Origin of the sequence: Streptomyces sp. B15 (genome assembly GCF_018070605.1) — a bacterium.
GTDB classification, from domain to species: Bacteria; Actinomycetota; Actinomycetes; order Streptomycetales; family Streptomycetaceae; genus Streptomyces; species Streptomyces smyrnaeus.
Genome location: NZ_JAGPXJ010000008.1, coordinates 25,447 through 47,981, shown reverse-complemented (window position 1 = coordinate 47,981; position 22,535 = coordinate 25,447). Strand labels below are relative to the sequence as shown.

Below are 22,535 nucleotides of genomic sequence, written 5' to 3'. Positions count from 1 at the left end.
GTCGCGAACCGGTGGGGGGTCTGTGTGCTCACACCGCCTCCCGGGTGGCGAGCTGGTCGTCGGAGCGGGCGACGCCGAACGCGGCGGGCACCGGTTCGCCCGCCAGCTGGAGCCGGTCGGCGGCGCGGCGCGGCAGCGGCAGATGCTCGTAGGTGCCGTGCACCCGGCCGTCGGGGCCCATGGGCCGGGCCGCGAACCGGGAGACCGTCGCGATCTGGAAGGACTCGCGGCCGTGCGAGGCCAGCAGGGCGATCTCCACGATCTTGCGGGAGCCGTCCGCCAGTCGCGCCAGCTGGATGATCACGTCGACGGCGGAGTTGATCTGGTCCTGGAGGGCCTCGAAGGGCACGTCGACCTCGGACATGGAGGCGAGGGTCTGGAGCCGCATCAGGGCGTCCTCGGCGCTGTTGGCGTGCACCGTGGCCAGCGAGCCGTCGTGGCCGGTGGACATGGCCTGGAGCATGTCCAGCGTCTCGCCGCCCCGTACCTCGCCGACGATGATGCGGTCGGGGCGCATGCGCAGCGAGTTGCGGACCAGATCGCGGACGGTCACCTGGCCCTTGCCCTCGACGTTGGGCGGCCGGGTCTCCAGCCGGATCACATGCCGCTGCTGGAGCTGGAGTTCGGCGGCGTCCTCGACGGTGATGATGCGCTCGTGCTCGGGGATGAGCGCGGACTGCGCGTTGAGGAGGGTCGTCTTGCCGCTGCCCGTACCGCCGGAGACGATCACGTTGAAGCGGGCCCTGATGAACCCGGACAGCAGCGAGAGCATGTGTTCGTCCAGCGTGCCCAGGCCGATCAGCTCACCGAGGGTGTAGGCGCGGGGGAAGCGACGGATGGTGAGGGTGGCGCCGGTCAGCGAGAGCGGCGGGATGATGACGTTGACCCGTTCCCCGGAGGGCAGCCTCGCGTCCACCATCGGATTGGACTCGTCCACGCGGCGGTTGACGGTGGAGACGATGCGCTCGATGGTCTGCATCAGCTGCTCTTCGGAGGCGAACCGCACGGGAACCTGTTCGACGCGCCCGCCGCGCTCCACGAAGATGTTGTCGGGCCCGTTGACCATGATCTCGGTGATGGAGCCGTCCTCCAGGAGCGGTTCGAGCACCCCGAGGCCGAGCGCCTCGTCCACCACCCGCCGGATCAGCAGCGCCCGGTCGCCGGTGGCCAGGACGGGACCCTCGCGGCTGATGAGATGGCCGAGTACGCGTTCGAGGCGGGCACGGCGTTCGGCGAGGTCGAGCGCCGACATCTCGGCGAGGTCGATCTCCTCCAGCAGCTTGGTGCGGTAGGCCGCCACCAGGTGCCCGGTGCTGTCGGCGGCGGATCCGGGCGCCCGGGGGTCGCCCGGCGCGGTGCCGCTCTCGTGCGCGGTGATACGGGAGCGCAGGCTCATGGACCGACCTCGCTCATTCGTCTCCCCCTCGTTCGGCGCTGTCGCTGGGCATGGTCGCGGAGCGGGAAGCGGTGCCCATGCTGTCGAGTCCGGGCAGCAGGGAGGGGATGGTCACGGTCGTGGTCACCGTCACCTCGTCACCGCCGTCCGCGAGCGCGAAACTGCTGCGGCGCGCCGTCCAGTCGGACATGGCGGCGCGCCCGCTCGCCGCGTACCGGTCCGCGATCTCCTCCTGGGAGGCCACCCGTGCCGCGGCCCGGGCGCCCGTGCCCGCCTGCTGCACCGCGTAGCCGACGATCCCGAGCTGGATGGCCGCCATCGCGACGAGCAGCAGCAGCGGCAGCATCCCGGCGAACTCCAGCGCGCTGGAGCCGCGGTCGCGTTCGCTCGCGCGGATACGCGCAGCCGTCATACGCCCTCACCCCTCCTCCGCGGCGCCCGCCTCGCCGCCGACCGTGAACGGCAGGCCGGCGGCGCCGGGGAACAGCAGCGGTGTCCGCAGGTCGACGTCCGCCTTCCAGACGGTGCCGCCGCGGGAGCAGCTGACCGAGGCGTCCTGGCGCCACTTGGCGGGCAGGTGCTCGCGCGCCGCCGCCTCGCACGCACCCTGCGGGTCGCCGTGGGCGGCGGCCGCGGTGGCGGCGCGGGCGGCCTCGTCGGCGGAGTTGCCCGCGAGGGAGAAGGTGTAGCCGATCAGTACGCACTGCCACAGCAGCACCAGGGTCACCAGCACGATCGGCGCCATCCCGGCGAACTCCACGGTCAGCGAGCCCCGGTCGCCGCCCTCACGGGCGCCGGGCGGTATCCGACGACGCAGAAACCCGACGGCCCCGCGATCGGAACCGAGTGCCGGCCCGGACGGGGGCCCGGGCTCGGTGCCGGGAGCCGGACCGGGTGCCGGACCGGGTGGCAGGGCGTGCTGTGCGTGGGGAGCTGTCGCGCGTCCGCCCCCGGCCGCATCGCCCGTCCCCGTACCGCCGCCGGACCGCTGCTGCCGCCCCCCGGCCGGGCGGCGTCCGCTCCCCCGGCCCCGGGCGCCCCCGCGCGCGAGCTCGTCCACCGGCGCGGTCGCCAGCCCGAGTTCACCCGCGAGCCCCCACAGCGCCTGACGCACGCTGCCCTTGGCCTCCAGGTCCTGCATCCGTCCGGCGTCCAGCGCGGACTGGAGCTCCTTGAAGCCGGCGGGCACCGTCGTACGGGCCACCGGGCTGCCGGTGATCCGGGCGACGAGCTGCGGCTGGATCTCCGCGTGGCGCGAGGCGCGGTTGACGACGGTGACGGTCTCCTCCGCCTTGCGGATCTGCAGCCGGTCCCACAGCCGCACCATGCGCTTGGCCCCACGCACGGCGATCACATCGGGGGTGGTCAGCAGCAGCGCGAGGTCGGCGGCCTCGATGGCCGCCGCGTTGCCCGCGTGCATCTGGGTGCCGCAGTCGACGACGACGGTCTCGTAGCGGGAACGCAGCGCGGCCACCAGCTGGCGGGCGGCCCGCTCGTCCACCTCCTCGCCGCGCTCGCCCTCCTCCGGCGCCAGCAGCAGGCCGACACCGGTCTCGTGCACATAGACGGCGTCCTGCAGGACGCGCGGTGTCAGGTCCTTGATGCCGGCGAGGTCGACCACGGACCTGCGGAAGCGCACGTCCAGCAGCGAGGCGACGTCCCCGGCCTGGAGGTCCAGATCCACCAGCACGGTGGTACGGCCGGAGGCGCGGGCCGCGAGGGCGAGCTGCACGGCGGTCAAGGTGGTACCGACACCGCCCTTGGCACCGGCGACGGTGACCACGGTGCCGCCGCCCTGCCCGCCGTGGGCGTGCGCTCCCGTGCCGTACCCGGCGTCGGGGCCCTCGTAGCCGCCCAGATGGCGGCGGACCCCGGCGGCCCAGGCCGCGGCGGCCGTGACGCGGGCCGCGAGCTCGTCGTAGCCGAGCGGCAGCCCGGCGACGCCGCGCGCTCCGGCGTCCATGGCCGCCGCGTACAGCGCCGGGCTGGTGTCCCGGGTGGCCAGGACGACGCCGACGGCGGGGAACCGGAGGGCGACCTGGCTGATCAGCTCCAGCGCCGGGACCGGGCCGATCAGCTCGTGGACGAGGACCACTTCGGGCAGTTCGGCGGGTGCCTCGCCGGCCAGCTGGGCGAGGGAGCCCAGCAGCTGGGTGGAGTCGACGGCGGGCGGCACGGGCTCCGCGTCGGGCAGCTGACCGAGCAGGGTGACCAAGGGGCGCGCCGCGTCCGGGTCGCTGACGGCCGGCTGGATGCGAATGACCATCTGGACCTCACTTGTCTCCGGGGAGCGTGTAGATGCGGTCCTCCTCGGGGACCTCGGTGTCGTCACCAGGTGCGACCAGCGCGAGCCTCACATGCTCGGCGAAGGACTCGGCGTAGGCGACGCGCTGTGCGTCCTTCGTGGTGAGCGCGAAGGTGATGGGCACGCCGTCGCGTTCGCGCTGCCGGGTGCGCTCGTCGCGGTCGCCGCCGTCCTTGAGCGGGGTGAGCTTCCCGACGTCGATGACCTTGGCGCGGCTGACGATGACACGGGACTCGGACGGTGCCCTGGTCTCCCCCTCGTCCCCGCCCTTGGCGCCGGGTCGCTGCTCGCCCTCGAAGGTGGCGTAGATGTTGACGCGGTTGCCGGGATTGATCTTCCCGGCGACACCCGTCTCCGCGTCGATCATGATGGCGATCTCCTGCTCGCCCTTCGCGAGTTCGGGACGCTTCGCCATCATGTCGGACTGCAGCAGCGAACCCTTCCTGAGCGGATTGACGGCGATCTTGCGGCGGATGTCGCTCAGATCGGTGACGGCGGTCTTCGGCAGCCACCGCTCGGGCATGGAGACCTCGGTGAACTGCGAGCTGTCCAGCGACTGGTAGGCGGACACGTCCTGCTTCAGCTTGTAGGCCGTCGTCTCGTCCCCCACCTTGGACTCCACGTTCCTGACGACGGTCAGCACCCCGGCGAACGCGGCGAGGGCGCACAGGACCGAGAGGGCCAGCAGGAGGACGCCGCGGCGCTGGCGTGAGTTCATGGACGAATACCTCGGGGATCGGCGACGACGGGCTCGCAGGTGGCGGACGACGGGGGCCCGGCGGGCGGCCCGGACGGCGCGGGCGGAGCCGTCCGGGTGGGCGGAGCCGTCCGGGCAGGTGGGGCGGGCGGCAGCGGTGTGGCGCAGAACGCGCACCGGTCCCCGATGAGTTCGAGGCCGCACCCGGGACACACGTCCCGCCGCACCGAGGCCACCAACTGGTAGAGGACCGAGACGTCCGGGATGGCGGCCACGAACTCCGTCAGCCGGGCGGTCCCCCACCAGGCCGCCGAGTCGCGGGGCAGCGGCACCTCGTGCACCTGGCCGACCCGCCAGCGGGCCGGCAGGGTGTGCGTGGCCCACTCCGAGGCCGGCTGCCCGTGCGCGACGGTCAACCGGGTGGCGAACTGCGGGCCGGTGAGCCCCTTGTCCGCCTCCGGCGTCCCCAGCCGGATCAGCTCGGGCGCGGGCGCGGCGAGCACGGCGAACCGGGAGCCGGGCAGCCAGGAGCGGGCGTGCGAGGTGACATCCACCGGCACCCGCTCCAGCCTGGCGACCGAGCCGAGCACGGCACCGGCGTACAGATAGTGGGTCAGCAACCGGGCCGCCGCAGCCAGCACGCCGGGAGCGAAGTCGCACAGGGACAGCTGCCGCAGTTGCCGTACGAGTATCCCGGTGGCCAGCGGGGGCAGCTCCACCGGCAGCAGCGCGATGCGCCGGCTCTCCAACAGGGAGCGCACGGTGTGCAGCCGGTGCCGGAAGCGGATGGGGAGGGTGGCCGGATAGACGGTGACGAGATAGCCGTGCTGTTCGAGCAGGTCCTGCGTCTGCGCCAGCGCGGCCGCCAGCGGCTGCTCGTCGGGCGGGGAGAGCACATGGGCGCGCGGCGTGTGCCGGTCGGGCGGGGCGAGCAGATGGTCGGGGCTGGTGACCGCTAACGCCGTAGACATGATCGCCTCCCCCGGGCCCGCCACCGGCCTACCACACTAGCCATGGCCCCCCACAGCGTGAACCGTTCGCCGAAACGTCCCCTGTTCCCCGAAACCGGGCCAGCGTGACCACTACCCGCCCCACCCAGGGCCCCAACCCCCGCACGCCCAGCCACCTCAGGAACAGGCGTTCACCCGATCCGGCGAACACGGCGCCTTCCCCGCCCCCGGCCGCACCGATCTTCATACCGTCCGTACATGGTCACCTCCCGCCATGAGGCAGCGCACCGCATCTTCCAGGAGCGCCCCGCCCTGCTGGCCCCCACCTTCCGCCTACTGGGCGTCTCCCTCCCGGAGGACGCCCGCGTCGAGGTCCTCACCCCCGACGCCACCGAACTGGAGCCCATCGAACGGCGTCTCGACAGCGTGCTGCGGCTGAATCCGCGCGACGGCAGCGAGTCCATCATGCTGGCCATCGAGGCCCAAGGCCGACGCGATCCCGACAAGGCCGCCAGCTGGGCCTACTACCTGGCGTTCCTCACCGCGAAGAACAAGTGCCCCGCACTGCTTGTGGTCGTCTGCCAGGACAAGGAGACGGCCGAGTGGGCCATGGGGCCCTTCCACCTGGGCCCGGAGGACTGGCAGCCCCTCACCGTCCGCCCGCTGGTCCTCGGTCCGGGGAACGTCCCCATGATCATCGACCCGGAGGAGGCAGCCGCGGACCTGACGATGGCCGCCTTCGCGGCCCTCACTCATGGCAAGAGCCCCGACAGCACCGCCATACTGAAGGCCCTGGCACACGCCCTCGGACGCACCGACGACGACACCCTCACCTACTACTCGGAACTGGTGGACTCCGGCCTCGGAGACACCCCGGCGCGGCAGACCTGGAGAAAGCTCATGAAGAACGGCAGCTACTTCCCCGGACGCGGCACCCTCGTCGAGGAGACGTTCCTCAAAGGCAAGGCCGAAGGCAAGGCCGAAGGCAAAGCCGAAGGCAAGGCCGAGGGGCAGAGGCGGTCAATCCTTCGGCTGCTGGAGATGCGCGGCATCCCCGTCAGCGACAGCCAGCGCGCCCGGATCAACGGCTGCACCGACCCGCGGACCCTCGACCACTGGCTCGAGCGGGCCTTCAGTGCGACCCACGCCGACGAACTCTTCCGGGGTGAGCCCGCCGCGGGCCAAGAAGACGGCCGCTGACCCGTCGCGGTCGCTGCCCCACCACCGCCGGGCGCCCTGCGGCAGGGGTTTCCGGCGGCAGGGTCCCGGCGGCCGGCCGTTGTCACCAGGGGAGGTCGCGGACCTGTTCGACGCACAGGATGAGGAACAGCACGCAGGAGGCGGCCAGCAGGAAGTTGCTGAGCTTGCCGTTGCGCCACTCGGGCGGGGTGCGGTCGCTGTTGAGGAGCCACAGCAGGGTGGCGGCGAGGAAGGGCATGAAGAAGGCGCCCAGCACGCCGTAGGCGACGACGAGGGCGAAGGGCTGGTCCAGCCAGAGCAGCGCCATCGGGGGGAAGGTCAGCCACAGCAGGTAGCCGCGGAACGGCGTGGAGCGCTCCCGTTCGCCGCGGGTGAGCGGCGCGACGCCGGTTTCGGCGGTCAGGCCGCGGGCGGCCTTCACCCGCTCCACGAAGTCGGCGAACATCAGGCTCACTCCGTGCCACACGCCCACCAGCGAGGAGAACGAGGCGGCGAAGAAGCCGACCAGGAAGAGCGTGGAGGTCGAGCTGCCGAAGCGCTTCTCCAGGATCTTGTCGAGGTCCAGGAGCCCCTTGTCGCCGGAGGCGAGGGCCAGGTGCGAGCTGTGCAGCAGCTCGGCGCCGACGATCAGCATGGCGACCACGAAGATGCCGGTGGTGATGTAGGCGACGCGGTTGTCGAGCCGCATCATCCTCATCCAGCCGCTGTCGGCCCAGCCCTTGGCGTTGATCCAGTAGCCGTAGGCGGCCATGGTGATGGTTCCGCCGACGCCGCCGATCAGGCCCAGCGTGTAGACCATGGAGCCGGACGGCAGCACCGGGAGGAGCCCGGCGAAGGCGTTGCCCAAATCCGGGCTGACGCGGATCGCGACGTACACCACGACCAGGAACATCACCCCGACGAAGGCCATCATGATCTTCTCGACGATGGCGTAGCGGTTGGTCCAGACGAACAGCAGGCCGACCAGTCCGGTGAGGATCGCCCATGCCTTGAGCGGTAGCAGGTCGGGGAAGAGTGCCTGGAGCGGCAGCGCGCTGGAGGACATGGCCGTGGCGCCGTAGACGAAGCCCCAGATGACGACGTACACCGCGAAGTAGACCGTCGTCCAGGTGCCGAGGCTGCGCCAGCCGTCGAAGATGGTGCGGCCGGTGGCCAGGTGCCAGCGGCCGGTGGCCTCGGCGAGGGCGATCTTGACGATGCAGCCGATGACGGCGGCCCACAGCAGTGTGTAGCCGAACTTGCTGCCGGCCACCAGCGTGGCGACCAGGTCCCCGGCGCCGACGCCGGTGGCCGCGACGACGATGCCGGGGCCGATCATCTTCCAACTGGGCTTGCGCACCGGGGGTGCGGCGCCGTCGGCCGTGCCGGGTGTGATGTCCTCCGCTGCCATGACGCCTCCGCCGTACGCGTGCTTCGAGGGTGGACGACCGTGCAGGTCGCAGGCGATGTAACCGTCTGCGGAGGATCAGCACAAGGGGTTGCGGGCCGCGAGGTGTGCCGGTGGGCGACTGCCGGATGCCGCGGGGGTGTTGTCGGATCCCTTGACAACCCTTATTGGTCTGGACCAGGTTGTACGGCGCACCGTGCACCACACACCACGCTCCACGCACCACCAACTTCCCTCTCCCCCCACACCGGAGGCAGTTGTGGCACGTTCCAGACGTCTCTCCTTTCCCCGTGCGCTCGTCGGCCTCGTCGCCTCGGCCCTGGCCGCCGGCGGTCTGTTCGCACTCGGACCGGCCACCGCGCACGCGCAGACCCCCACCGGGCCCGGCCCGCGGGTGGGCGCCTCGCAGGTGCCCGCGCACGCGGTCACCGGCTACTGGCAGAACTTCGACAACGGCGCGACCGTCCAGACCCTCGCCGACGTGCAGAACGAGTACGACATCATCGCCGTCGCCTTCGCCGACGCGACCGGTACTCCCGGCCAGGTCGACTTCACGCTCGACCCGGCGCTGAACTACTCCGAGCAGCAGTTCAAGGCGGACATCGCCGCCAAGCAGGCGGAGGGCAAGTCGGTCATCGTCTCCGTCGGCGGCGAGAAGGGTGCCGTCTCGGTCAACAGCGACGCCTCCGCGGACGCCTTCGCCACCAGCATCGTCTCGCTCATGGACGAGTACGGCTTCGACGGTGTCGACATCGACCTGGAGAACGGCCTCGACTCCACCTACATGACCAAGGCCCTCAACGCGATCCACGCGGCCAAGAGCGATGTCGTGGTGACGATGGCGCCGCAGACGATCGATATGCAGTCGCCGCAGAACGAGTACTTCAAGACGGCGCTCAACATCAAGAGCTTCCTGACCGTCGTCAATATGCAGTACTACAACAGCGGCTCGATGAACGGCTGTGACGGCAAGGTGTACTCCGCCGGCACCGTCGACTTCCTCACCGCGCTCGCCTGCGTCCAGGTCAAGGGCGGCCTGGACCCCTCCCAGGTCGGCATCGGAACCCCCGCCTCGCCGAGGGCCGCCGGCTCCGGCTACGTCGACCCGGGCGTGGTCAACGACGCGCTGGACTGCCTGGCCAGGGGCACCGGCTGCGGCAGCTTCACGCCCGACGAGAAGTGGCCCGGTATCCGGGGTGCGATGACCTGGTCCACGGCGTGGGACGCCGGCAACGGCAACAAGTGGTCCAGCACGGTGGGCCCGCACGTGCACGCCCTGCCGTAGCCACCGCGCCGTTCCCCGCGCCCCGTCAGAGGCGCGGGGAACGGCTCCCTCTAAGCCGCCGGGCGACTACTTCGCCGGCTCGGGCAACGCGCAGCGCCGCGCGTCGAGGTCGAGCTGGTTGCCGCGGCCGAAGCAGGAATTGATCAGATAGGTCTGCTGACCGTAGGCGTTCAGATAGCGGACGGTGACCTTGCCGCTCTTGTCCACCTCGCACGGGTTGTTGAGCGTGCAGCGCTCCCCGTCCTCGTTGTGGGTGTTGTTGACGCCGACGACCTTGCCGGTGCGGTCGTCGATCACCGGGGAACCGGAGGTGCCGCCCTTGGTCTGGCAGGCCATGGTGTAGCGGATGGAGTCCTTCCAGGTCCAGTCGGCTTCCTTGAGCCGGTAGGCGAACCCGTCGACGGCGCAGCTGAAGGTCTCCTTCCAGTAGCCGGAGACGACGGTGATGTCCCGGCCCTGGCGCGGGTGCTTCGCGTCCAGCTTGAGCGCGTCGATGCCGTACTTCTTCTTGATCTCCTTGTACGTGGAGGTCGTCTCGTACAGGGAGATGTCGGTGTCCGTCATCGTCGCGTACGCGATCTTGTCGGAGTGGATCTTCCCCGCGTCGCTGCCGTCCGCGTTCAGCAGTGTGAAGTCGCGGCTGGTCTTCTTGTTGACGACGACCTCGCCCGCTCCGGGCATGCCCTCCTGCAGGCAGTGGCCGTTGGACAGGACGAGCGCCGGGTCACTGGGCTTGGAGTGCTTGAGCTTGACCACGGAGCCCGAGCAGTTGCTGAGCGCGACCGTGCCCTCGAAGGAGGGGGTGCCCTTGCCGTGGTCGGCGGCCACCGCCGGTGCCGCGGCTATGCCCGCGAGTGCGGCGGCGCCGAACAGCGCCGCCGCGAGCGTACTGACGAGGGGCTTTCTCATGTACTCCTCATTCTTCCGGGTAGTGCGACTGGGATGGAACCGCCCCAACGTCCGTACAGCGATGACGCGTTACGGCTTGGGGAGCGTGCAGCCCGCGCGGCTGAGGTCGATCTTGTTCCCCTCGCCCACGCAGGGCGCGATGATGTAGGTCTGCTGGCCGTAGCCGATCCCCGGGTGGACGGTGACCCGCCCGTTCTCGTCCACCTCGCAGGGGTTGTTGAGCGTGCAGCGCGCGCCGTCCTCGTTGCGCGTGTTGTTGACACCGACGACCTTGCCGGTGGCGTTGTCGATGACGGGAGAGCCGGAAGTGCCGCCCTTGGTCCGGCAGTCCGCCGTGTAGCGGATGGAGTCCTTCATCGTCCAGCCGTCTTCCTTGAGCCGGTACGCGAAGCCGTCGACGGCGCACCCGTACTTCTCTTTCCAGTAGCCGGAGACGACGGTGATGTTCCGGCCCTGGGTGGGGTGGGCCGTCTCCACGTCGAGCGCCTTGATGCCGAACCTCGACTCGATCTCCTGATAGGTCGAGCGGACTTCGTAGAGCGAGACGTCGGTGTCGGTCATCGTCGCGTAGGCGATCTTGCTGGCGCGGACGGTGCCCGCGTTGCTGCCGTTCGCCTTCAGGAGGGTGAAGGAGCGGCTGGACGGCTGGTCCTTGACGACCTGGCCCGGCCGGGGCATGCCCGTCTCCAGGCAGTGGCCGTTGGACAGGACGAGCGCGCGGTCGCCGGGCCGGGAGTTGGGCATCTTGACGACGGAGCCCGAGCAGTTGCTGAGCGCCACGGTTCCCTCGAAGGAGGGGGCCGCCTGCTTGGCCGGGCCGGGTGCGGGCGCCGGGGCGGCCGCCGCGGGTGCCGCGGAGACGCCGGTGAGCGCCGCGGCACCGACGAAGGCCGTGGACAGGGAGAGTGCGAGAGGTCTGTTCACAGGTGGGGGTTCCTCTCTTGATACCGAAGGTTCGTTCGGTCTTGACGCCGTGCATTCTTGGGCCAGTTGCCGCCCACCACAAGAGCGCCCCCGGAATCGGGAGAAGAGATTCCGGGGGCGCGACGCACGCGGGCGGCCGAACGGCCGTACGGCTAGACGAAGATGCTCACCACCGCCGCCACCACGAAGCCGGCGATCGACAGCACGGACTCCAGCACCGTCCACGACGCGAGCGTGTCCCGCTCGGAGATGCCGAAGTACTTCGAGACCATCCAGAACCCGCCGTCGTTGACGTGCGAGGCGAAGATCGACCCCGCCGAGATCGCCATGATGACCAGCGCGAGGTGCGCCTGCGAGGGGTCGCTCTGAGCCAGCAGCGGCGCCACGATGCCCGCGGTGGTGACGATGGCGACCGTCGCCGAACCCTGCGCCACCCGCAGCACCAGCGAGATCAGATACGCCAGCACGATCACCGGCAGCCCCGCGTCCCCGAACACGTCGGCGAGGGCCTGCGCGACGCCGGAGCCCTGCAGGACGGCGCCGAAGACACCACCCGCACCGACGACCAGCAGGATGTTGCCGACCGGCTTGAGCGAGGCGGTGGAGACCGTCTCCAGGGACTTGCGGCTCCAGCCCTGGCGCAGCCCCAGCAGGTAGTACGACAGCAGCAGTGCGACGGTCAGCGCCACGAACGGGTGTCCGACGAACTCGATGACGGAGCGGAGCGTCGAGGGATCCAGCGCGAGGGAGGAGAAGGTGGCCGCCAGAATCAGTATCAGCGGCGTACCGATGATGGTCAGCACCGTCCCGAGGGCGACGGGCCTGGCCTCCCCGTCGGTCCCGAGCGTCCGCTTCTCGGCCGCGACGGCACGCTTGGCCTCCTCAGCGGCCTCCAGCATGTCCTGCGGCACCTCGACGAAGAGCCGGTTGCCGATCCAGGCCGCGTACGCCCAGGCGGCGAGGACGGCGGGGATGCCGCAGACGACGCCCATCAGGATGACCCAGCCCAGCTCCACGTCCAGCAGCCCGGCCGCGGCCACCGGGCCCGGGTGCGGGGGCAGGAACGCGTGCGTCATCGACAGTCCCGCCAGCATCGGCATGCAGTACAGGAGGATCGACTTGCCGCTGCGCTTGGCCGCCGCGTAGATGATGGGCGCCAGCACGAAGATGCCGACGTCGAAGAAGACGGGGATACCGAAGATCAGACCGGTCAGCCCCATGGCGAGCGGTGCACGCCGCTCGCCGAACAGTCCCAGCAGCCGCGCCGACAGCGCCTCGGCACCACCGCTGACCTCCAGGATCGCTCCCAGCATGGTGCCCAGGCCGATGATGATGGCGACGTGCCCGAGAATGCCGCCCATCCCCGACTCGATCATCGAGACGGCGTCGGACTTCTGGACGGTGCCGAACAGTTCGGTGACGGACAGACCCGCTCCCAGCCCCACCGCGATGGAGACGGCGAGCAGCGCGACGAACGGCTGGAGGCGGACCTTGATGATCAGTACGAGCAGCAGGACGATACCGAGGGCCGCCACGGTGAGCAGGCCCCCGGTCCCGGGTATGAGCGCGAGCAGGCCGCCCGTATGGGGCGGTGCCGCCTTGTCGGCGAGCAGCATGGGAACTCCGTTGTTCGGTGCTGGGAGGGGGCCCGGACCCTCCCCCGGGCACAGCGGCCCCTGGGGGGAGGGGGGCGGAGGAAGGGCTCAGCCGAGGACGGCGAGCGCGTCGATCTCGACCAGAAGGCCGGCGGGAAGGCCGACGTACACCGTCGTACGGGCGGCCGGAGCCTCCTGGAGGGAGGCGAAGTACTCGTTGTAGATCTCGTTGAACTCCGCGAAGTGCGCGGTGTCCGTCAGATAGACGCGAAGCATCATCGCGTCCTCCCAGCTCGCGCCGCCCTCCTTGAGGATGGCCTCCACGTTGGCGAGGGTCTGCAGGGTCTGCTCCCGCAGCCCGGGGCCGACCGGCCTCGGGGCCTGGCCCTCGACCGCGGGGCCGAACCCGACCTGCCCGGCGACCTGGAGGATGTTCCCCTTGCGCACGCCGTGCGAGAACTTCGCGGGCGGCGTGGTGTGCGTGGCCGGGGTGAGGGCGGTCTTGGCAAGCTTCTCGCTCATGGTGCGGCTCTCTTGTTTCTCGGTTGCTGTGGTGGGTGCTGGGGGCGGGCCGGTTGTCCCGTGTACTCGGCGCTGATGGCCTCAGCGGTCCGGCGTACGCGGGGCAGCAGGGAAAGGAGTTCGTCGGCGGAGACGACCACGTTCGGTGCGGAGACCGACATGGCCGCCACCACCCGCCCCTCGGCGCCGCGGACGGGCGCCGCGACGCAGTTGATGGACTCCTCGTGGCCACCGAGATCGGTGGCCCAGCCCTGCTCGCGCACCTTGGCCAGCTCCGCGAGGAACGCGGTGGCGTCGGGTGTCGAGCGGGACGTGTACCGGGGGTAGTCGAGCCGTTCGGCGACGGCGCGCCGTTCCGGCTCGGGCAGGTCGGCGAGCAGCAGTTTGGCCACGGCGGCGACGGTGATGGCGACCGGCTTGCCGATGCGCGAGTACATCCGTACCGGGTAGCGGCTCTCGACCTTGTCGATGTAGAGGACCTCGCCCTCCTCGTGGACGGCGAGGTGCACGGTGTGCCCGCAGGCCGCGTTGAGTTCGGCCAGGTGCGGGTGGGCGATCTCGCGGATGTCGAGGTTCTCCATGGCCTGCTGCGCGAGTGCGAACAGCCGGGCGCCGAGCCGGTAGCGCTGGTCGGCCTGGCGGTAGACCATGCCGTGCTCGTGCAGGGTGCGCAGCAGCCGCAGCGCCGTCGACTTGTGCACGTCCAGGCGGGCCGCGACCTGCTCCAGATTGGCGGGCCCCTCTGCCAGCAGCGGCAGAATGCTCAGCGCCCGATCGACGGTCTGACTCATACGGAACGTACCTCCGGCTCCTGTTCGCCGGGCCGGCCGGCCCGCCCGGCGACCGCGGTCTGCGGCCCACCTGCCGTCCAGCCGGGGCCCAGCCGCAGTCTCCCCCAGCTCTCGTCGTCGAGGGCCGCCAGCCGGTCGGCGACCTCGCGGGCCGGCGGCGCGGCGAGGTCGCCGGCGTCCGTGAGCGCCGCGGCGGCCATCAGGTGCCCGTGCCGCAGCCGTTCGCGTACCGGCAGCCCGCGCAGGGTCCCGGCCAGGAAGCCGGCGGCGAAGGCGTCACCCGCGCCCACGGGGGAGACGACATCCACCTTCAGCGCGGGCGCGAAGACGGCGGCAGTGTCCTCGGCGGCCTCGGCGTCCCCGGCGGCACCGGCGGCACCGGCGGCACCGGCGGCCCCGACGAACGCGGTGGCTCCGGCGTCGCCCTGCTTGACGACGAGTACCGAGGGCTCGTGCAGCGCCTCCCGTACGGCCTCCGGACCGCCCGTCACCCCCCAGGCGGCGGCTGCCTCGTCCTCGCCGACGAAGACGATGTCGCTGTGCCGGGCGAGTTCGCGCAGGACCTCGGCCCCGGAAGTGCCGGGCTCCCCGGGGGCGCCGGACCGGGCAGCGGTGCGCCACAGCTCGACGCGGTAGTTGACGTCGAAGGAGACCAGGGGCCGGGGGGTGCCGCCGGCGCCGGTGGGGGTGCGGTCGGAGGTGAGGGCCCGCATCAGGGCGAGGCAGTCGGCGGAGAGGGCCGCGGTGATCCCGGTCAGGTGCAGCACCTGTCCGGCGTGGACGGCACGGGAGGGGACGTTGGCCGGGGACATGGCGGAGGCGGCCGATCCGGCGCGGTAGTAGAGCACTTCGGAGGGTGCGCAGGGGCCGGGCGCGACGCTGTCGGCACCGGTGGCGCGCTCGCCGTCGGTGCGGAAGTAGATGCCGGTGGGCCGCACGGGATCGCGTTCGACGGCCGTGGTGTCCACGCCGTGCGCGGCGATCTCGCGGACCAGGTGGTCGCCGAAGCCGTCGGTGCCCACCCGGCTGACCCAGCGGGCGCGGTGTCCGGCGCGGGCCAGCGTGCACGCGACGTTCGACTCCGCGCCGCCGATCGCGCGGTCGAAGGAGGGCACGTCGGCGAGGGGTCCCGGGCGGGAGGGCAGGAAGGTGACCATGGACTCGCCCAGGCAGACGACGTCGGTGTCGGGGGTGGTGGTCACGACGGGTCCGGCTCCTCGCTGCCGCTCGTACGTCGGCTCATCGGCTGCTGTTCCGGATCGGCAGATGCCCGGATCCTCGGATGTCCGGTTCCATTGACCGGCCGTTCCGCGGGATGCTAGACAGCGGTAAGCGTCATACGCAATGGACGTTGCAACATATGCAACACCTTCTTCTACGGATCTTCCACGGAGACCGCATGGCAGCCCCCGCTCCCTCCCCCGACCAGGGCAACGACCTCGCGCACGCCGCCACGGCGGCGGTCGCCCGCCTCGCCGACGAGCCCGTCGACCACCGCTTCAAGGGGCTGCCCCTCGACATCGCCCCGGGCACCACACTCGGCGAGCTGGCCGCCGAGCGCCGCTCCCTGTTCACCGGCGGTTTCAGCACACCGGTCCTCGCGCTGTCGGCCGAGCGCCTGGAGCACAACCTCGTCGCGCTCGCCGACTACTCCGCACGCCACGGCCTCGCCTTCGCGCCGCACGGCAAGACCTCCATGGCGCCGCAGCTGTTCGCCCGCCAGCTCCAGCACGGCGCCTGGGGCATCACACTGGCCGTACCGCACCAGGTGCGGGTGGCCAGGGCACACGGCATCGCTCGGATCTTCCTCGCCAACGAGGTGGTGGACGCGGCGGCGCTGCGCTGGCTCGCCACCGAACTCGACGCCGACCCCGACTTCCGCGTCATCTGCTACGTCGACTCCCCGCGCGGTGTCGCCCTCATGGACGAGGCCCTGCGCGCAGCCGGCGCCCGGCGCCGGCTGGAGGTCGTGGTGGAGCTCGGCGCCGGAGACGGCGCACGCACTGGAGCGCGTACCGAGGCCGAGTGCGCCGCCGTCGCCGACGCGGTGGCCGCCACCGGCACGCTGCGGCTGGTGGGCGTCGCCGGCTACGAGGGCGAGGTACCCGACGCCGATCTGGCGGCGGTACGCGGGTGGCTGCGGCGCCTGACCGACCTGGCCGTCGCCTTCGACGCGGAGGGGCGCTTCGCGGGGCTCGACGAGATCGTCGTCAGCGCGGGCGGCAGCGCATGGTTCGACGCGGTCGCCGAAGCCTTCACCGCACTGCCCGAACTGTCGGCCCCCGCCCTCAAGCTGCTGCGCTCGGGCGCCTATGTCTCCCACGACGACGGCCACTACCGCCGGCTGACGCCGTTCAACCGGCAGCCCGACGAGGGGGCGCTGCAGGCCGCCTTCACGCTGTGGACGCAGGTCGTCTCCCGGCCCGAGCCCGGGCAGGCGTTCCTCAACGCGGGCAAGCGGGACGCCGCCTTCGATCTGGAGCTCCCCGAGGCGCAGTTGGTGCGGGGCACCGGGGGAGAGTCCGTGCGCTCGGCCGCCGGGCTCACCGTGACCGGGCTGAACGACCAGCATGCGCGGCTGCGGGTGGACGAAGGGGTCGATCTGGAGGTCGGCGACTGGGTGGGCCTGGGGATGTCCCACCCCTGCACCATCTTCGACAAGTGGCAGGTGATCCCCGTCGTCGACGCCGACGGCACGGTCACCGAACTGATCCGTACCTTCTTCTGAGGCCGGTGCCCACCATGGATCTGGTCATCCGCGACGCCCGTGTCGTCGACGGGACGGGCGCCCCCGCCTTCCGGGCGGACGTCGTCGTCAGCGAGGGCCGCATCGTACGGCTCTCCCCCGAGGGCGAGCCACGCCCGAGCGCCCCGCGCACCAGCACGGTCGACGCCGACGGCCTCGCCCTGGCGCCGGGCTTCATCGATATGCACGCCCATTCGGACCTGGCCGTCCTACGGGACCCGGAGCACACCGCGAAGGTGGCCCAGGGGGTCACCCTGGAGGTGCTGGGCCAGGACGGGCTCTCCTACGCGCCCGTCGACGAGACGACCCTGGCGGCGATCCGGGAGGCCATCACCGGCTGGAACGGCGACGGCAGCGACATCGACTTCGACTGGCGCACCGTCGGCGGCTATCTGGACCGGATCGACCGGCAGGGCACGGCCGTCAACGCCGCGTATCTGATCCCGCAGGGCAGCGTCCGGATGCTGGCCATGGGCTGGGACGACCGCCCGGCCACCGCGGACGAGCTCGCCACCATGAAGCGCCTGATCTCCGAGGGGATGGCACAGGGCGCGGTGGGCATGTCGTCAGGGCTGACGTACACCCCCGGGATGTACGCCTCGGACGCGGAGCTGACCGAGCTGTGCCGGGTGGTGGCCGCCTACGACGGCTACTACTGCCCCCACCACCGCTCCTACGGCGCCGGTGCGCTGGAGGCGTACACGGAGATGGTGGCGCTCACCCGCGAGGCGGGCTGCGCGCTCCATCTGGCGCACGCCACCATGAATTTCGGCGTCAACCGGGGCCGGGCACCCGAGCTGCTGGCCCTTCTCGACGAGGCGCTGGCGGACGGTGCCGACATCACTCTCGACACCTACCCCTACACCCCGGGCTGCACCACGCTGGCCGCCATGCTGCCGAGCTGGGCCAACGAGGGCGGCCCCGAGGCGACGCTGGCGCGGCTGGCCGACCCTGCGACGGCGGCCCGGATCCGGCACGTCATGGAGGTGGAGGGCGCCGACGGCTGCCACGGGGTGCCGATCGAGTGGGACACCATCGAGATCTCCGGCGTCAGCGATCACGCGCTGGCCGACCATGTGGGCCGTACGGTCGCTCGGTCCGCGGCGCTGCGCGGGGAGGAGCCGTGGGAGACGGCGCTGCGGCTGCTGACCGAGGACCGGCTCGGCTCGACGATCCTGCAGCACGTCGGCCACGAGGAGAACGTGCGGGCCATCATGCGGCACCGGGTGCACACCGGCGGCAGCGACGGCATCCTCCAGGGCGCCAAGCCCCACCCGCGGGCCTACGGCACCTTTCCGCAGTATCTGGGCCGGTATGTACGTGAGTTGGGCATTCTCTCCCTGGAGGAGTGCGTCGCCCACCTCACCGGCCGCCCGGCGGCCCGCCTCCGCCTCCCCGACCGGGGGGTGGTGCGCGAGGGGTACGTCGCGGACCTGGTGCTCTTCGACCCGGAGACGGTCGCGGCCACGGCCACGTTCGCCGAGCCCCGCTCCCTCCCGGCCGGCATCCCCTACGTCTTCGTCGCCGGGCAGCCGGTCATCGAGGAGGGCCGCCGCACCGACGCCCTGCCGGGCCGGTCGATCCGTCGCACAGCGTGAGGCGTGAGGCGTGAGGCGTGAGGGCTAGTCGCGTACGGGGAACTCGGAGGTGTCGATCTCGATCCGCTCGCCGGTGCTGAGGGTCAGCGTGAGGGGCTCCCCGTAAGGGATCTCCTGGACCTTGGCGTATTCCGTGGCGTGCGGCTCGGTCATCAGCGTGCAGAGCTGCTTGAACGGGTCGGCGATCAGGTAGAGCTCGATCCCGAAGCGTGCGTACTTGGCGACGTTGCGGACGTAGTCCTTGTCGTCGTCGGGCCGGGAGGGCACTTCGGCAACAGCGAGGACTTCGTTGCAGGGGTAGCCGTTACCGAGACGCTCCGCTCCCTGAGCGAGAATCGTGAGGTCTGGTGCCGCGTCGTTCTCACCGGGAAATCTCACCAGGACGTCGCTGAATACGCGATCCCGGCCGATTTCCGTCTGCCACACCGCGTAACGCGCCACGGCCACAGTCACATCCTGCTCCGGACTCCGCGGAGTCATGATCACTTCCCCGTCGAAGATCTCGACCTTGTAACCCTCGGGAATGGCTCCGCGCTCGAGCAGGTCATCCATTACCGTCACGGCCGCTCACCTCCTGCGCTCATTATGCGTGATCGCGACTCCCCCGGAGGGGCTACGCGTGCTGGTAGGCGACCAGCGAGATCCCCACGTAGTGGACGGCGAACGCGGCCAGCGTGAAGGAGTGGAACACCTCGTGGAAGCCGAACCAGCGGGGTGACGGGTTCGGCCGCTTGATGCCGTAGATGACGCCGCCCGCGCTGTAGAGGACGCCGCCCACGATGACGCACACCATCACCCCGATCCCGCCCTGCCGCATGAAGTCGGGCAGGAAGAAGACGGCGGCCCAGCCCATGGCGATGTAGCAGGGCGTGTAGAGCCAGCGCGGGGCGCCCACCCAGAAGACCCGGAAGGCGATACCGAGCCCGGCGGCTATCCAGATGCCCCACAGCAGCACGTCACGGCGTCCGTCGGGCAGCAGCAGGATCGTCAGCGGGGTGTAGGTGCCGGCGATGATCAAAAAGATGTTGGCGTGATCGAGACGCCGCAGCACGGCGTTGACACGGGGGCTCCAGTCGCCGCGGTGGTACAGCGCGCTGACCCCGAAGAGCAGGCAGGCCGTCAACGTGTAGATGGCGCAGGCGACTCGGCCGCGGGTGCTGTCGGCGAGAGCGGTCAGGAACATGCCGGAGACCAGCACGGCGGGGAACATGCCCAGATGCAGCCAGCCCCGCAGTTTGGGCTTGATGGCCTCCGCCGCGGAGTGCGCCGAGGCGGACAGCCGGGCGGCGGCCGAGTGCGGAGGGGAGGAGGTGGCGGCGGCCGTGGGGGAGGCCGCAGCGGAGTCGTGCGAGGGGGAGTCGTGCGAGGACGGTGCGCTGGAGGGTGGGGAGGTCACAGCGGCAGGCTCCGAAGACGGGGACGCGGAGTCGGTCATCAGGCCATCGTACCCACGACATATGTGCGACCTACGCTCCCGTAGGTTACGGGTCGCCGCCAGTCGGAATGACCCTGTGTGCCGCCTGGGAAGACCCTACGTGTCGACGGACACACACACCCCGTCTGGACAGACAACCATTCGCATCGCATGATCAGATGAGCACAAGCGGCACCGGATGAGCGACGAGACAAACCGCCACGAAAGCATCCGGGTCGCGGCCCCCAAGGGGCGCGCTGCAAGTCGAAACAAAACCCTCAAACGTCTGGAGCGATCGTGGCGCGCAGTTCTGCGGCTCCCCTCACCTCAACCTCGTCCACCTCGACTTCCGGGGACGCCCCCACCAACCACCAGGAGCTGCTCTCCTGGGTCGACGGCATCGCCGAGCTGACCCAGCCGGACCGCGTCGTGTGGTGCGACGGCTCCGAGGCCGAGTACGACCGCTTGTGCGAAGAGCTGGTCGCCAGGGGCACGTTCAAGAAGCTCGACCCGGTCAAACGCCCCAACTCCTACTACGCCGCCTCCGACCCGTCCGACGTCGCCCGGGTCGAGGACCGTACGTTCATCTGCTCCGAGAAGGAGGAGGACGCGGGCCCCACGAACCACTGGAAGGCCCCCGCGGAGATGAAGGCCGTCTTCATGGGAGACAAGGGGGGCTTCGCCGGGGAACAGGGCATCTTCCGCGGTTCGATGCGCGGCCGCACGATGTACGTCGTCCCGTTCTGCATGGGCCCGCTGGGCTCCCCGCTCTCCGCACTCGGCGTGGAGATCACCGACTCCGCCTACGTCGCCGTCTCCATGCGTACCATGACCCGCATGGGCAGCGCCGTGTTGGAAGAGCTCGGCGAGGAAGGCCGGTTCGTGAAGGCCGTGCACACCGTGGGCGCCCCGCTCGCCGACGGCGAGCAGGACGTGCCGTGGCCCTGCAACCCGACCAAGTACATCTCCCACTTCCCCGAGACCCGCGAGATCTGGTCCTACGGATCGGGCTACGGCGGCAACGCGCTGCTCGGCAAGAAGTGCTACGCGCTGCGCATCGCCTCGGTGATGGCCCGCGACGAGGGCTGGCTGGCCGAGCACATGCTGGTGCTCAAGCTGACGCCGCCGCGCGGGGAGGCCAAGTACGTGGCCGCCGCGTTCCCGTCGGCCTGCGGCAAGACCAACCTGGCCATGCTGCAGCCCACCGTCCCCGGCTGGACGGTGGAGACGATCGGTGACGACATCGCCTGGATGCGGTTCGGCGAGGACGGCCGCCTCTACGCCATCAACCCGGAGGCGGGCTTCTTCGGGGTGGCCCCCGGCACCGGCGAGGACACCAACGCCAACGCGATGAAGACCCTGTGGGGCAACGCGATCTTCACCAACGTCGCCCTCACCGACGACAACGACGTGTGGTGGGAGGGCATGACCGAGGAGCCCCCCGCACACCTCACCGATTGGAAGGGCAACGACTGGACGCCGGAGTCCGGCACCCCCGCCGCACACCCCAACGCGCGGTTCACCGTCCCCGCCGGACAGTGCCCGATCATCGCCCCCGAGTGGGAGGACCCGCGCGGCGTGCCGATCTCGGCCATCCTCTTCGGCGGCCGGCGCGCCACCGCCGTCCCGCTGGTGACCGAGTCCTTCGACTGGCAGCACGGCGTCTTCCTCGGTGCCAACGTCGCCAGCGAGAAGACCGCCGCCGCCGAGGGCAAGGTCGGTGAGCTGCGCCGCGACCCGTTCGCGATGCTGCCCTTCTGCGGCTACAACATGGGCGACTACTTCGGCCACTGGCTGGAGGTCGGCGAGCAGGCCGACCCCGCCAAGCTGCCGAAGATCTACTACGTCAACTGGTTCAAGAAGGACGAGAACGGCTCGTTCGTCTGGCCCGGCTTCGGCGAGAACAGCCGCGTGCTCAAGTGGATCGTCCAGCGGCTGAACGGTCAGGTCGAGGGGGTCGAGACCCCCATCGGCATCCTGCCGCGCAAGGAGGACCTGGACACCGAGGGGCTGGGTCTCTCGGAGTCGGAGCTGGACTTCATCCTGGCGGTCGACAAGGACGTCTGGCGCGACGAAGCGGCACTGATCCCCGAGCACCTGAACACCTTCGGCGACCACACGCCGCGCGCCCTGTGGGACGAGTACCGCGCACTTGTACAGCGCCTGAAGTGACGCCGCGCCCCCCTGCCGCCCCTGGGCGGTCTGCTCCCCCAGCCTTCGGCCGGGGGGCGCCCCCGGGGACACCCCTTGCTCGAAGAGCCTGAGGGAGCAGGGTGGGCAGGCGCAGCACCGGCCACCGGGCCGCACCCGCGCGACGGCTCACGCCGCGGGCGCGGGGTGCGTCCGTCGCGCGGGTGCGGCACCTACACCAGTACGCCCTCGGCGCCGGCGTGGGCCTCGATGCGGGCCGTCATCAGTGCGGTGACCGCCTCGTCGCCGCGAGAGGTGGCGACCGCGAGCGCGTTACCGGCGAGGGTGCGCGCCCGCGCGTGGAGGGAGGCCACATGCGCGGCGTCGGCCCGCAGGGCCGAAGGCTCGGCACGCAGCGGTGCCCGCCCGCCGGACAGGCGAGCCGCGTGGGCGGCGAGCTGCTGCGCGGCGGCATCCAGCGAAGCGCTCGGCGTCAGCGCCCGCAGCTCGTCCGTCACCGTCAGCAGCGCGGTCAGGTGCCCGGCCAGACGGATGTCCAGCTCTTCCTCGCGAGTGCGGCGCGGCAGCCCGGCGTGGGTGCTGTCGGCCACGGTGTGGACCGACTTGGTGCGGATCGGTTCGTACATGGATGGCCTCCTGATGCTTTCCGGAGACCATCCTAACTT

At 71.0% G+C, this 22,535-nt stretch carries 20 protein-coding genes; 5 read left to right on the top strand and 15 right to left on the bottom strand.

The window, feature by feature from the left end; genetic code table 11:
* Positions 1-28 precede the first annotated feature (28 nt).
* The 5 genes from KBY19_RS06145 to KBY19_RS06125 are packed head-to-tail and all read right to left on the bottom strand — an operon-like array spanning position 29 to position 5,369.
* Positions 29-1,396 (bottom strand): CpaF family protein, encoded by a 1,368-nt coding sequence (locus KBY19_RS06145; RefSeq protein ID WP_099883684.1) that lies wholly within the window; start codon positions 1,394-1,396, stop codon positions 29-31.
* A gap of 13 nt (positions 1,397-1,409) precedes the next feature.
* Positions 1,410-1,808, bottom strand: a complete 399-nt coding sequence (locus tag KBY19_RS06140) for a TadE family protein (protein WP_185018014.1) — start codon at positions 1,806-1,808, stop codon at positions 1,410-1,412.
* Between the two features lie 6 nt (positions 1,809-1,814).
* The gene (locus tag KBY19_RS06135) at positions 1,815-3,662 is read right to left on the bottom strand and encodes an AAA family ATPase (protein WP_210965323.1); all 1,848 of its coding nucleotides are present in this window, start codon (positions 3,660-3,662) and stop codon (positions 1,815-1,817) included.
* Positions 3,663-3,669: 7 nt separating this feature from the next.
* The gene (cpaB, locus tag KBY19_RS06130; protein WP_210957463.1) at positions 3,670-4,419 is read right to left on the bottom strand and encodes a Flp pilus assembly protein CpaB; all 750 of its coding nucleotides are present in this window, start codon (positions 4,417-4,419) and stop codon (positions 3,670-3,672) included.
* Positions 4,416-5,369: a hypothetical protein gene (locus KBY19_RS06125; RefSeq protein ID WP_210965322.1), complete on the bottom strand. Its 954-nt coding sequence runs from the start codon at positions 5,367-5,369 to the stop codon at positions 4,416-4,418. Before KBY19_RS06125 ends, cpaB begins: the two co-directional genes overlap by 4 nt.
* A 237-nt stretch (positions 5,370-5,606) precedes the next feature.
* Between KBY19_RS06125 and KBY19_RS06120 the strand changes: the two genes are divergently transcribed.
* Positions 5,607-6,548, top strand: coding sequence for a hypothetical protein (locus tag KBY19_RS06120; RefSeq protein ID WP_210965321.1), 942 nt, complete (start codon positions 5,607-5,609; stop codon positions 6,546-6,548).
* Positions 6,549-6,630: 82 nt separating this feature from the next.
* Here KBY19_RS06120 and KBY19_RS06115 read toward each other — a convergent pair whose 3' ends face one another.
* Positions 6,631-7,938 carry an Nramp family divalent metal transporter gene (locus KBY19_RS06115; protein ID WP_210957460.1) on the bottom strand — a complete coding sequence of 436 codons (1,308 nt, stop codon included), beginning with the start codon at positions 7,936-7,938 and terminating at the stop codon, positions 6,631-6,633.
* Between the two features lie 256 nt (positions 7,939-8,194).
* Here KBY19_RS06115 and KBY19_RS06110 point away from each other — a divergent pair, with 256 nt between their 5' ends.
* Positions 8,195-9,220 carry a chitinase gene (locus tag KBY19_RS06110; RefSeq protein ID WP_210965320.1) on the top strand — a complete coding sequence of 342 codons (1,026 nt, stop codon included), beginning with the start codon at positions 8,195-8,197 and terminating at the stop codon, positions 9,218-9,220.
* A gap of 66 nt (positions 9,221-9,286) precedes the next feature.
* Here the strand turns inward: KBY19_RS06110 and KBY19_RS06105 are convergent, their stop codons facing one another.
* The 6 genes from KBY19_RS06105 to KBY19_RS06080 form a co-directional block, all read right to left on the bottom strand.
* Positions 9,287-10,129, bottom strand: a complete 843-nt coding sequence (locus tag KBY19_RS06105; protein ID WP_099883673.1) for a serine protease — start codon at positions 10,127-10,129, stop codon at positions 9,287-9,289.
* A 69-nt stretch (positions 10,130-10,198) separates the two neighbouring features.
* Positions 10,199-11,053, bottom strand: coding sequence for a serine protease (locus KBY19_RS06100; protein WP_210965319.1), 855 nt, complete (start codon positions 11,051-11,053; stop codon positions 10,199-10,201).
* A 152-nt stretch (positions 11,054-11,205) separates the two neighbouring features.
* On the bottom strand, positions 11,206-12,669 hold the full coding sequence (locus KBY19_RS06095) for a GntP family permease (protein WP_099883671.1): 1,464 nt from the start codon (positions 12,667-12,669) through the stop codon (positions 11,206-11,208).
* An 87-nt stretch (positions 12,670-12,756) separates the two neighbouring features.
* Positions 12,757-13,170, bottom strand: a complete 414-nt coding sequence (locus KBY19_RS06090) for a RidA family protein (RefSeq protein WP_210965318.1) — start codon at positions 13,168-13,170, stop codon at positions 12,757-12,759.
* Positions 13,167-13,961 (bottom strand): IclR family transcriptional regulator, encoded by a 795-nt coding sequence (locus KBY19_RS06085; protein WP_209213920.1) that lies wholly within the window; start codon positions 13,959-13,961, stop codon positions 13,167-13,169. The genes KBY19_RS06090 and KBY19_RS06085 overlap by 4 nt, the downstream gene beginning before the upstream one ends.
* Positions 13,958-15,163, bottom strand: a complete 1,206-nt coding sequence (locus KBY19_RS06080; RefSeq protein WP_210965317.1) for a sugar kinase — start codon at positions 15,161-15,163, stop codon at positions 13,958-13,960. The genes KBY19_RS06085 and KBY19_RS06080 overlap by 4 nt, the downstream gene beginning before the upstream one ends.
* A gap of 197 nt (positions 15,164-15,360) precedes the next feature.
* Here KBY19_RS06080 and KBY19_RS06075 point away from each other — a divergent pair, with 197 nt between their 5' ends.
* Positions 15,361-16,689 carry an alanine racemase gene (locus KBY19_RS06075; RefSeq protein WP_210965316.1) on the top strand — a complete coding sequence of 443 codons (1,329 nt, stop codon included), beginning with the start codon at positions 15,361-15,363 and terminating at the stop codon, positions 16,687-16,689.
* A gap of 14 nt (positions 16,690-16,703) precedes the next feature.
* The gene (locus tag KBY19_RS06070; protein WP_210965350.1) at positions 16,704-18,305 is read left to right on the top strand and encodes an amidohydrolase family protein; all 1,602 of its coding nucleotides are present in this window, start codon (positions 16,704-16,706) and stop codon (positions 18,303-18,305) included.
* A gap of 24 nt (positions 18,306-18,329) precedes the next feature.
* Here the strand turns inward: KBY19_RS06070 and KBY19_RS06065 are convergent, their stop codons facing one another.
* Positions 18,330-18,857 carry a Uma2 family endonuclease gene (locus KBY19_RS06065; RefSeq protein WP_210965349.1) on the bottom strand — a complete coding sequence of 176 codons (528 nt, stop codon included), beginning with the start codon at positions 18,855-18,857 and terminating at the stop codon, positions 18,330-18,332.
* 61 nt (positions 18,858-18,918) lie between these two features.
* Positions 18,919-19,740, bottom strand: a complete 822-nt coding sequence (locus tag KBY19_RS06060; RefSeq protein WP_221506032.1) for a hemolysin III family protein — start codon at positions 19,738-19,740, stop codon at positions 18,919-18,921.
* Between the two features lie 276 nt (positions 19,741-20,016).
* On the opposite strand from KBY19_RS06060, the gene KBY19_RS06055 reads away from it, so the two are divergent.
* On the top strand, positions 20,017-21,891 hold the full coding sequence (locus KBY19_RS06055) for a phosphoenolpyruvate carboxykinase (GTP) (protein ID WP_099883663.1): 1,875 nt from the start codon (positions 20,017-20,019) through the stop codon (positions 21,889-21,891).
* A gap of 191 nt (positions 21,892-22,082) precedes the next feature.
* Here the strand turns inward: KBY19_RS06055 and KBY19_RS06050 are convergent, their stop codons facing one another.
* Positions 22,083-22,496, bottom strand: coding sequence for a hypothetical protein (locus KBY19_RS06050; protein WP_099883662.1), 414 nt, complete (start codon positions 22,494-22,496; stop codon positions 22,083-22,085).
* Positions 22,497-22,535: the final 39 nt, after the last annotated feature.

What these genes read in the sequence shown, in the direction of transcription:
- KBY19_RS06145 (WP_099883684.1), bottom strand. Translation starts at nt 1,396, where the DNA reads ATGAGCCTGCGCTCCCGTATCACCGCGCACGAGAGCGGCACCGCGCCG.
- KBY19_RS06140 (WP_185018014.1), bottom strand. Translation starts at nt 1,808, where the DNA reads ATGACGGCTGCGCGTATCCGCGCGAGCGAACGCGACCGCGGCTCCAGC.
- KBY19_RS06135 (WP_210965323.1), bottom strand. Translation starts at nt 3,662, where the DNA reads ATGGTCATTCGCATCCAGCCGGCCGTCAGCGACCCGGACGCGGCGCGC.
- cpaB (WP_210957463.1), bottom strand. Translation starts at nt 4,419, where the DNA reads ATGAACTCACGCCAGCGCCGCGGCGTCCTCCTGCTGGCCCTCTCGGTC.
- KBY19_RS06125 (WP_210965322.1), bottom strand. Translation starts at nt 5,369, where the DNA reads ATGTCTACGGCGTTAGCGGTCACCAGCCCCGACCATCTGCTCGCCCCG.
- KBY19_RS06120 (WP_210965321.1), top strand. Translation starts at nt 5,607, where the DNA reads ATGGTCACCTCCCGCCATGAGGCAGCGCACCGCATCTTCCAGGAGCGC.
- KBY19_RS06115 (WP_210957460.1), bottom strand. Translation starts at nt 7,938, where the DNA reads ATGGCAGCGGAGGACATCACACCCGGCACGGCCGACGGCGCCGCACCC.
- KBY19_RS06105 (WP_099883673.1), bottom strand. Translation starts at nt 10,129, where the DNA reads ATGAGAAAGCCCCTCGTCAGTACGCTCGCGGCGGCGCTGTTCGGCGCC.
- KBY19_RS06095 (WP_099883671.1), bottom strand. Translation starts at nt 12,669, where the DNA reads ATGCTGCTCGCCGACAAGGCGGCACCGCCCCATACGGGCGGCCTGCTC.
- KBY19_RS06090 (WP_210965318.1), bottom strand. Translation starts at nt 13,170, where the DNA reads ATGAGCGAGAAGCTTGCCAAGACCGCCCTCACCCCGGCCACGCACACC.
- KBY19_RS06085 (WP_209213920.1), bottom strand. Translation starts at nt 13,961, where the DNA reads ATGAGTCAGACCGTCGATCGGGCGCTGAGCATTCTGCCGCTGCTGGCA.
- KBY19_RS06075 (WP_210965316.1), top strand. Translation starts at nt 15,361, where the DNA reads ATGGCAGCCCCCGCTCCCTCCCCCGACCAGGGCAACGACCTCGCGCAC.
- KBY19_RS06070 (WP_210965350.1), top strand. Translation starts at nt 16,704, where the DNA reads ATGGATCTGGTCATCCGCGACGCCCGTGTCGTCGACGGGACGGGCGCC.
- KBY19_RS06065 (WP_210965349.1), bottom strand. Translation starts at nt 18,857, where the DNA reads ATGGATGACCTGCTCGAGCGCGGAGCCATTCCCGAGGGTTACAAGGTC.
- KBY19_RS06060 (WP_221506032.1), bottom strand. Translation starts at nt 19,740, where the DNA reads ATGACCGACTCCGCGTCCCCGTCTTCGGAGCCTGCCGCTGTGACCTCC.
- KBY19_RS06050 (WP_099883662.1), bottom strand. Translation starts at nt 22,496, where the DNA reads ATGTACGAACCGATCCGCACCAAGTCGGTCCACACCGTGGCCGACAGC.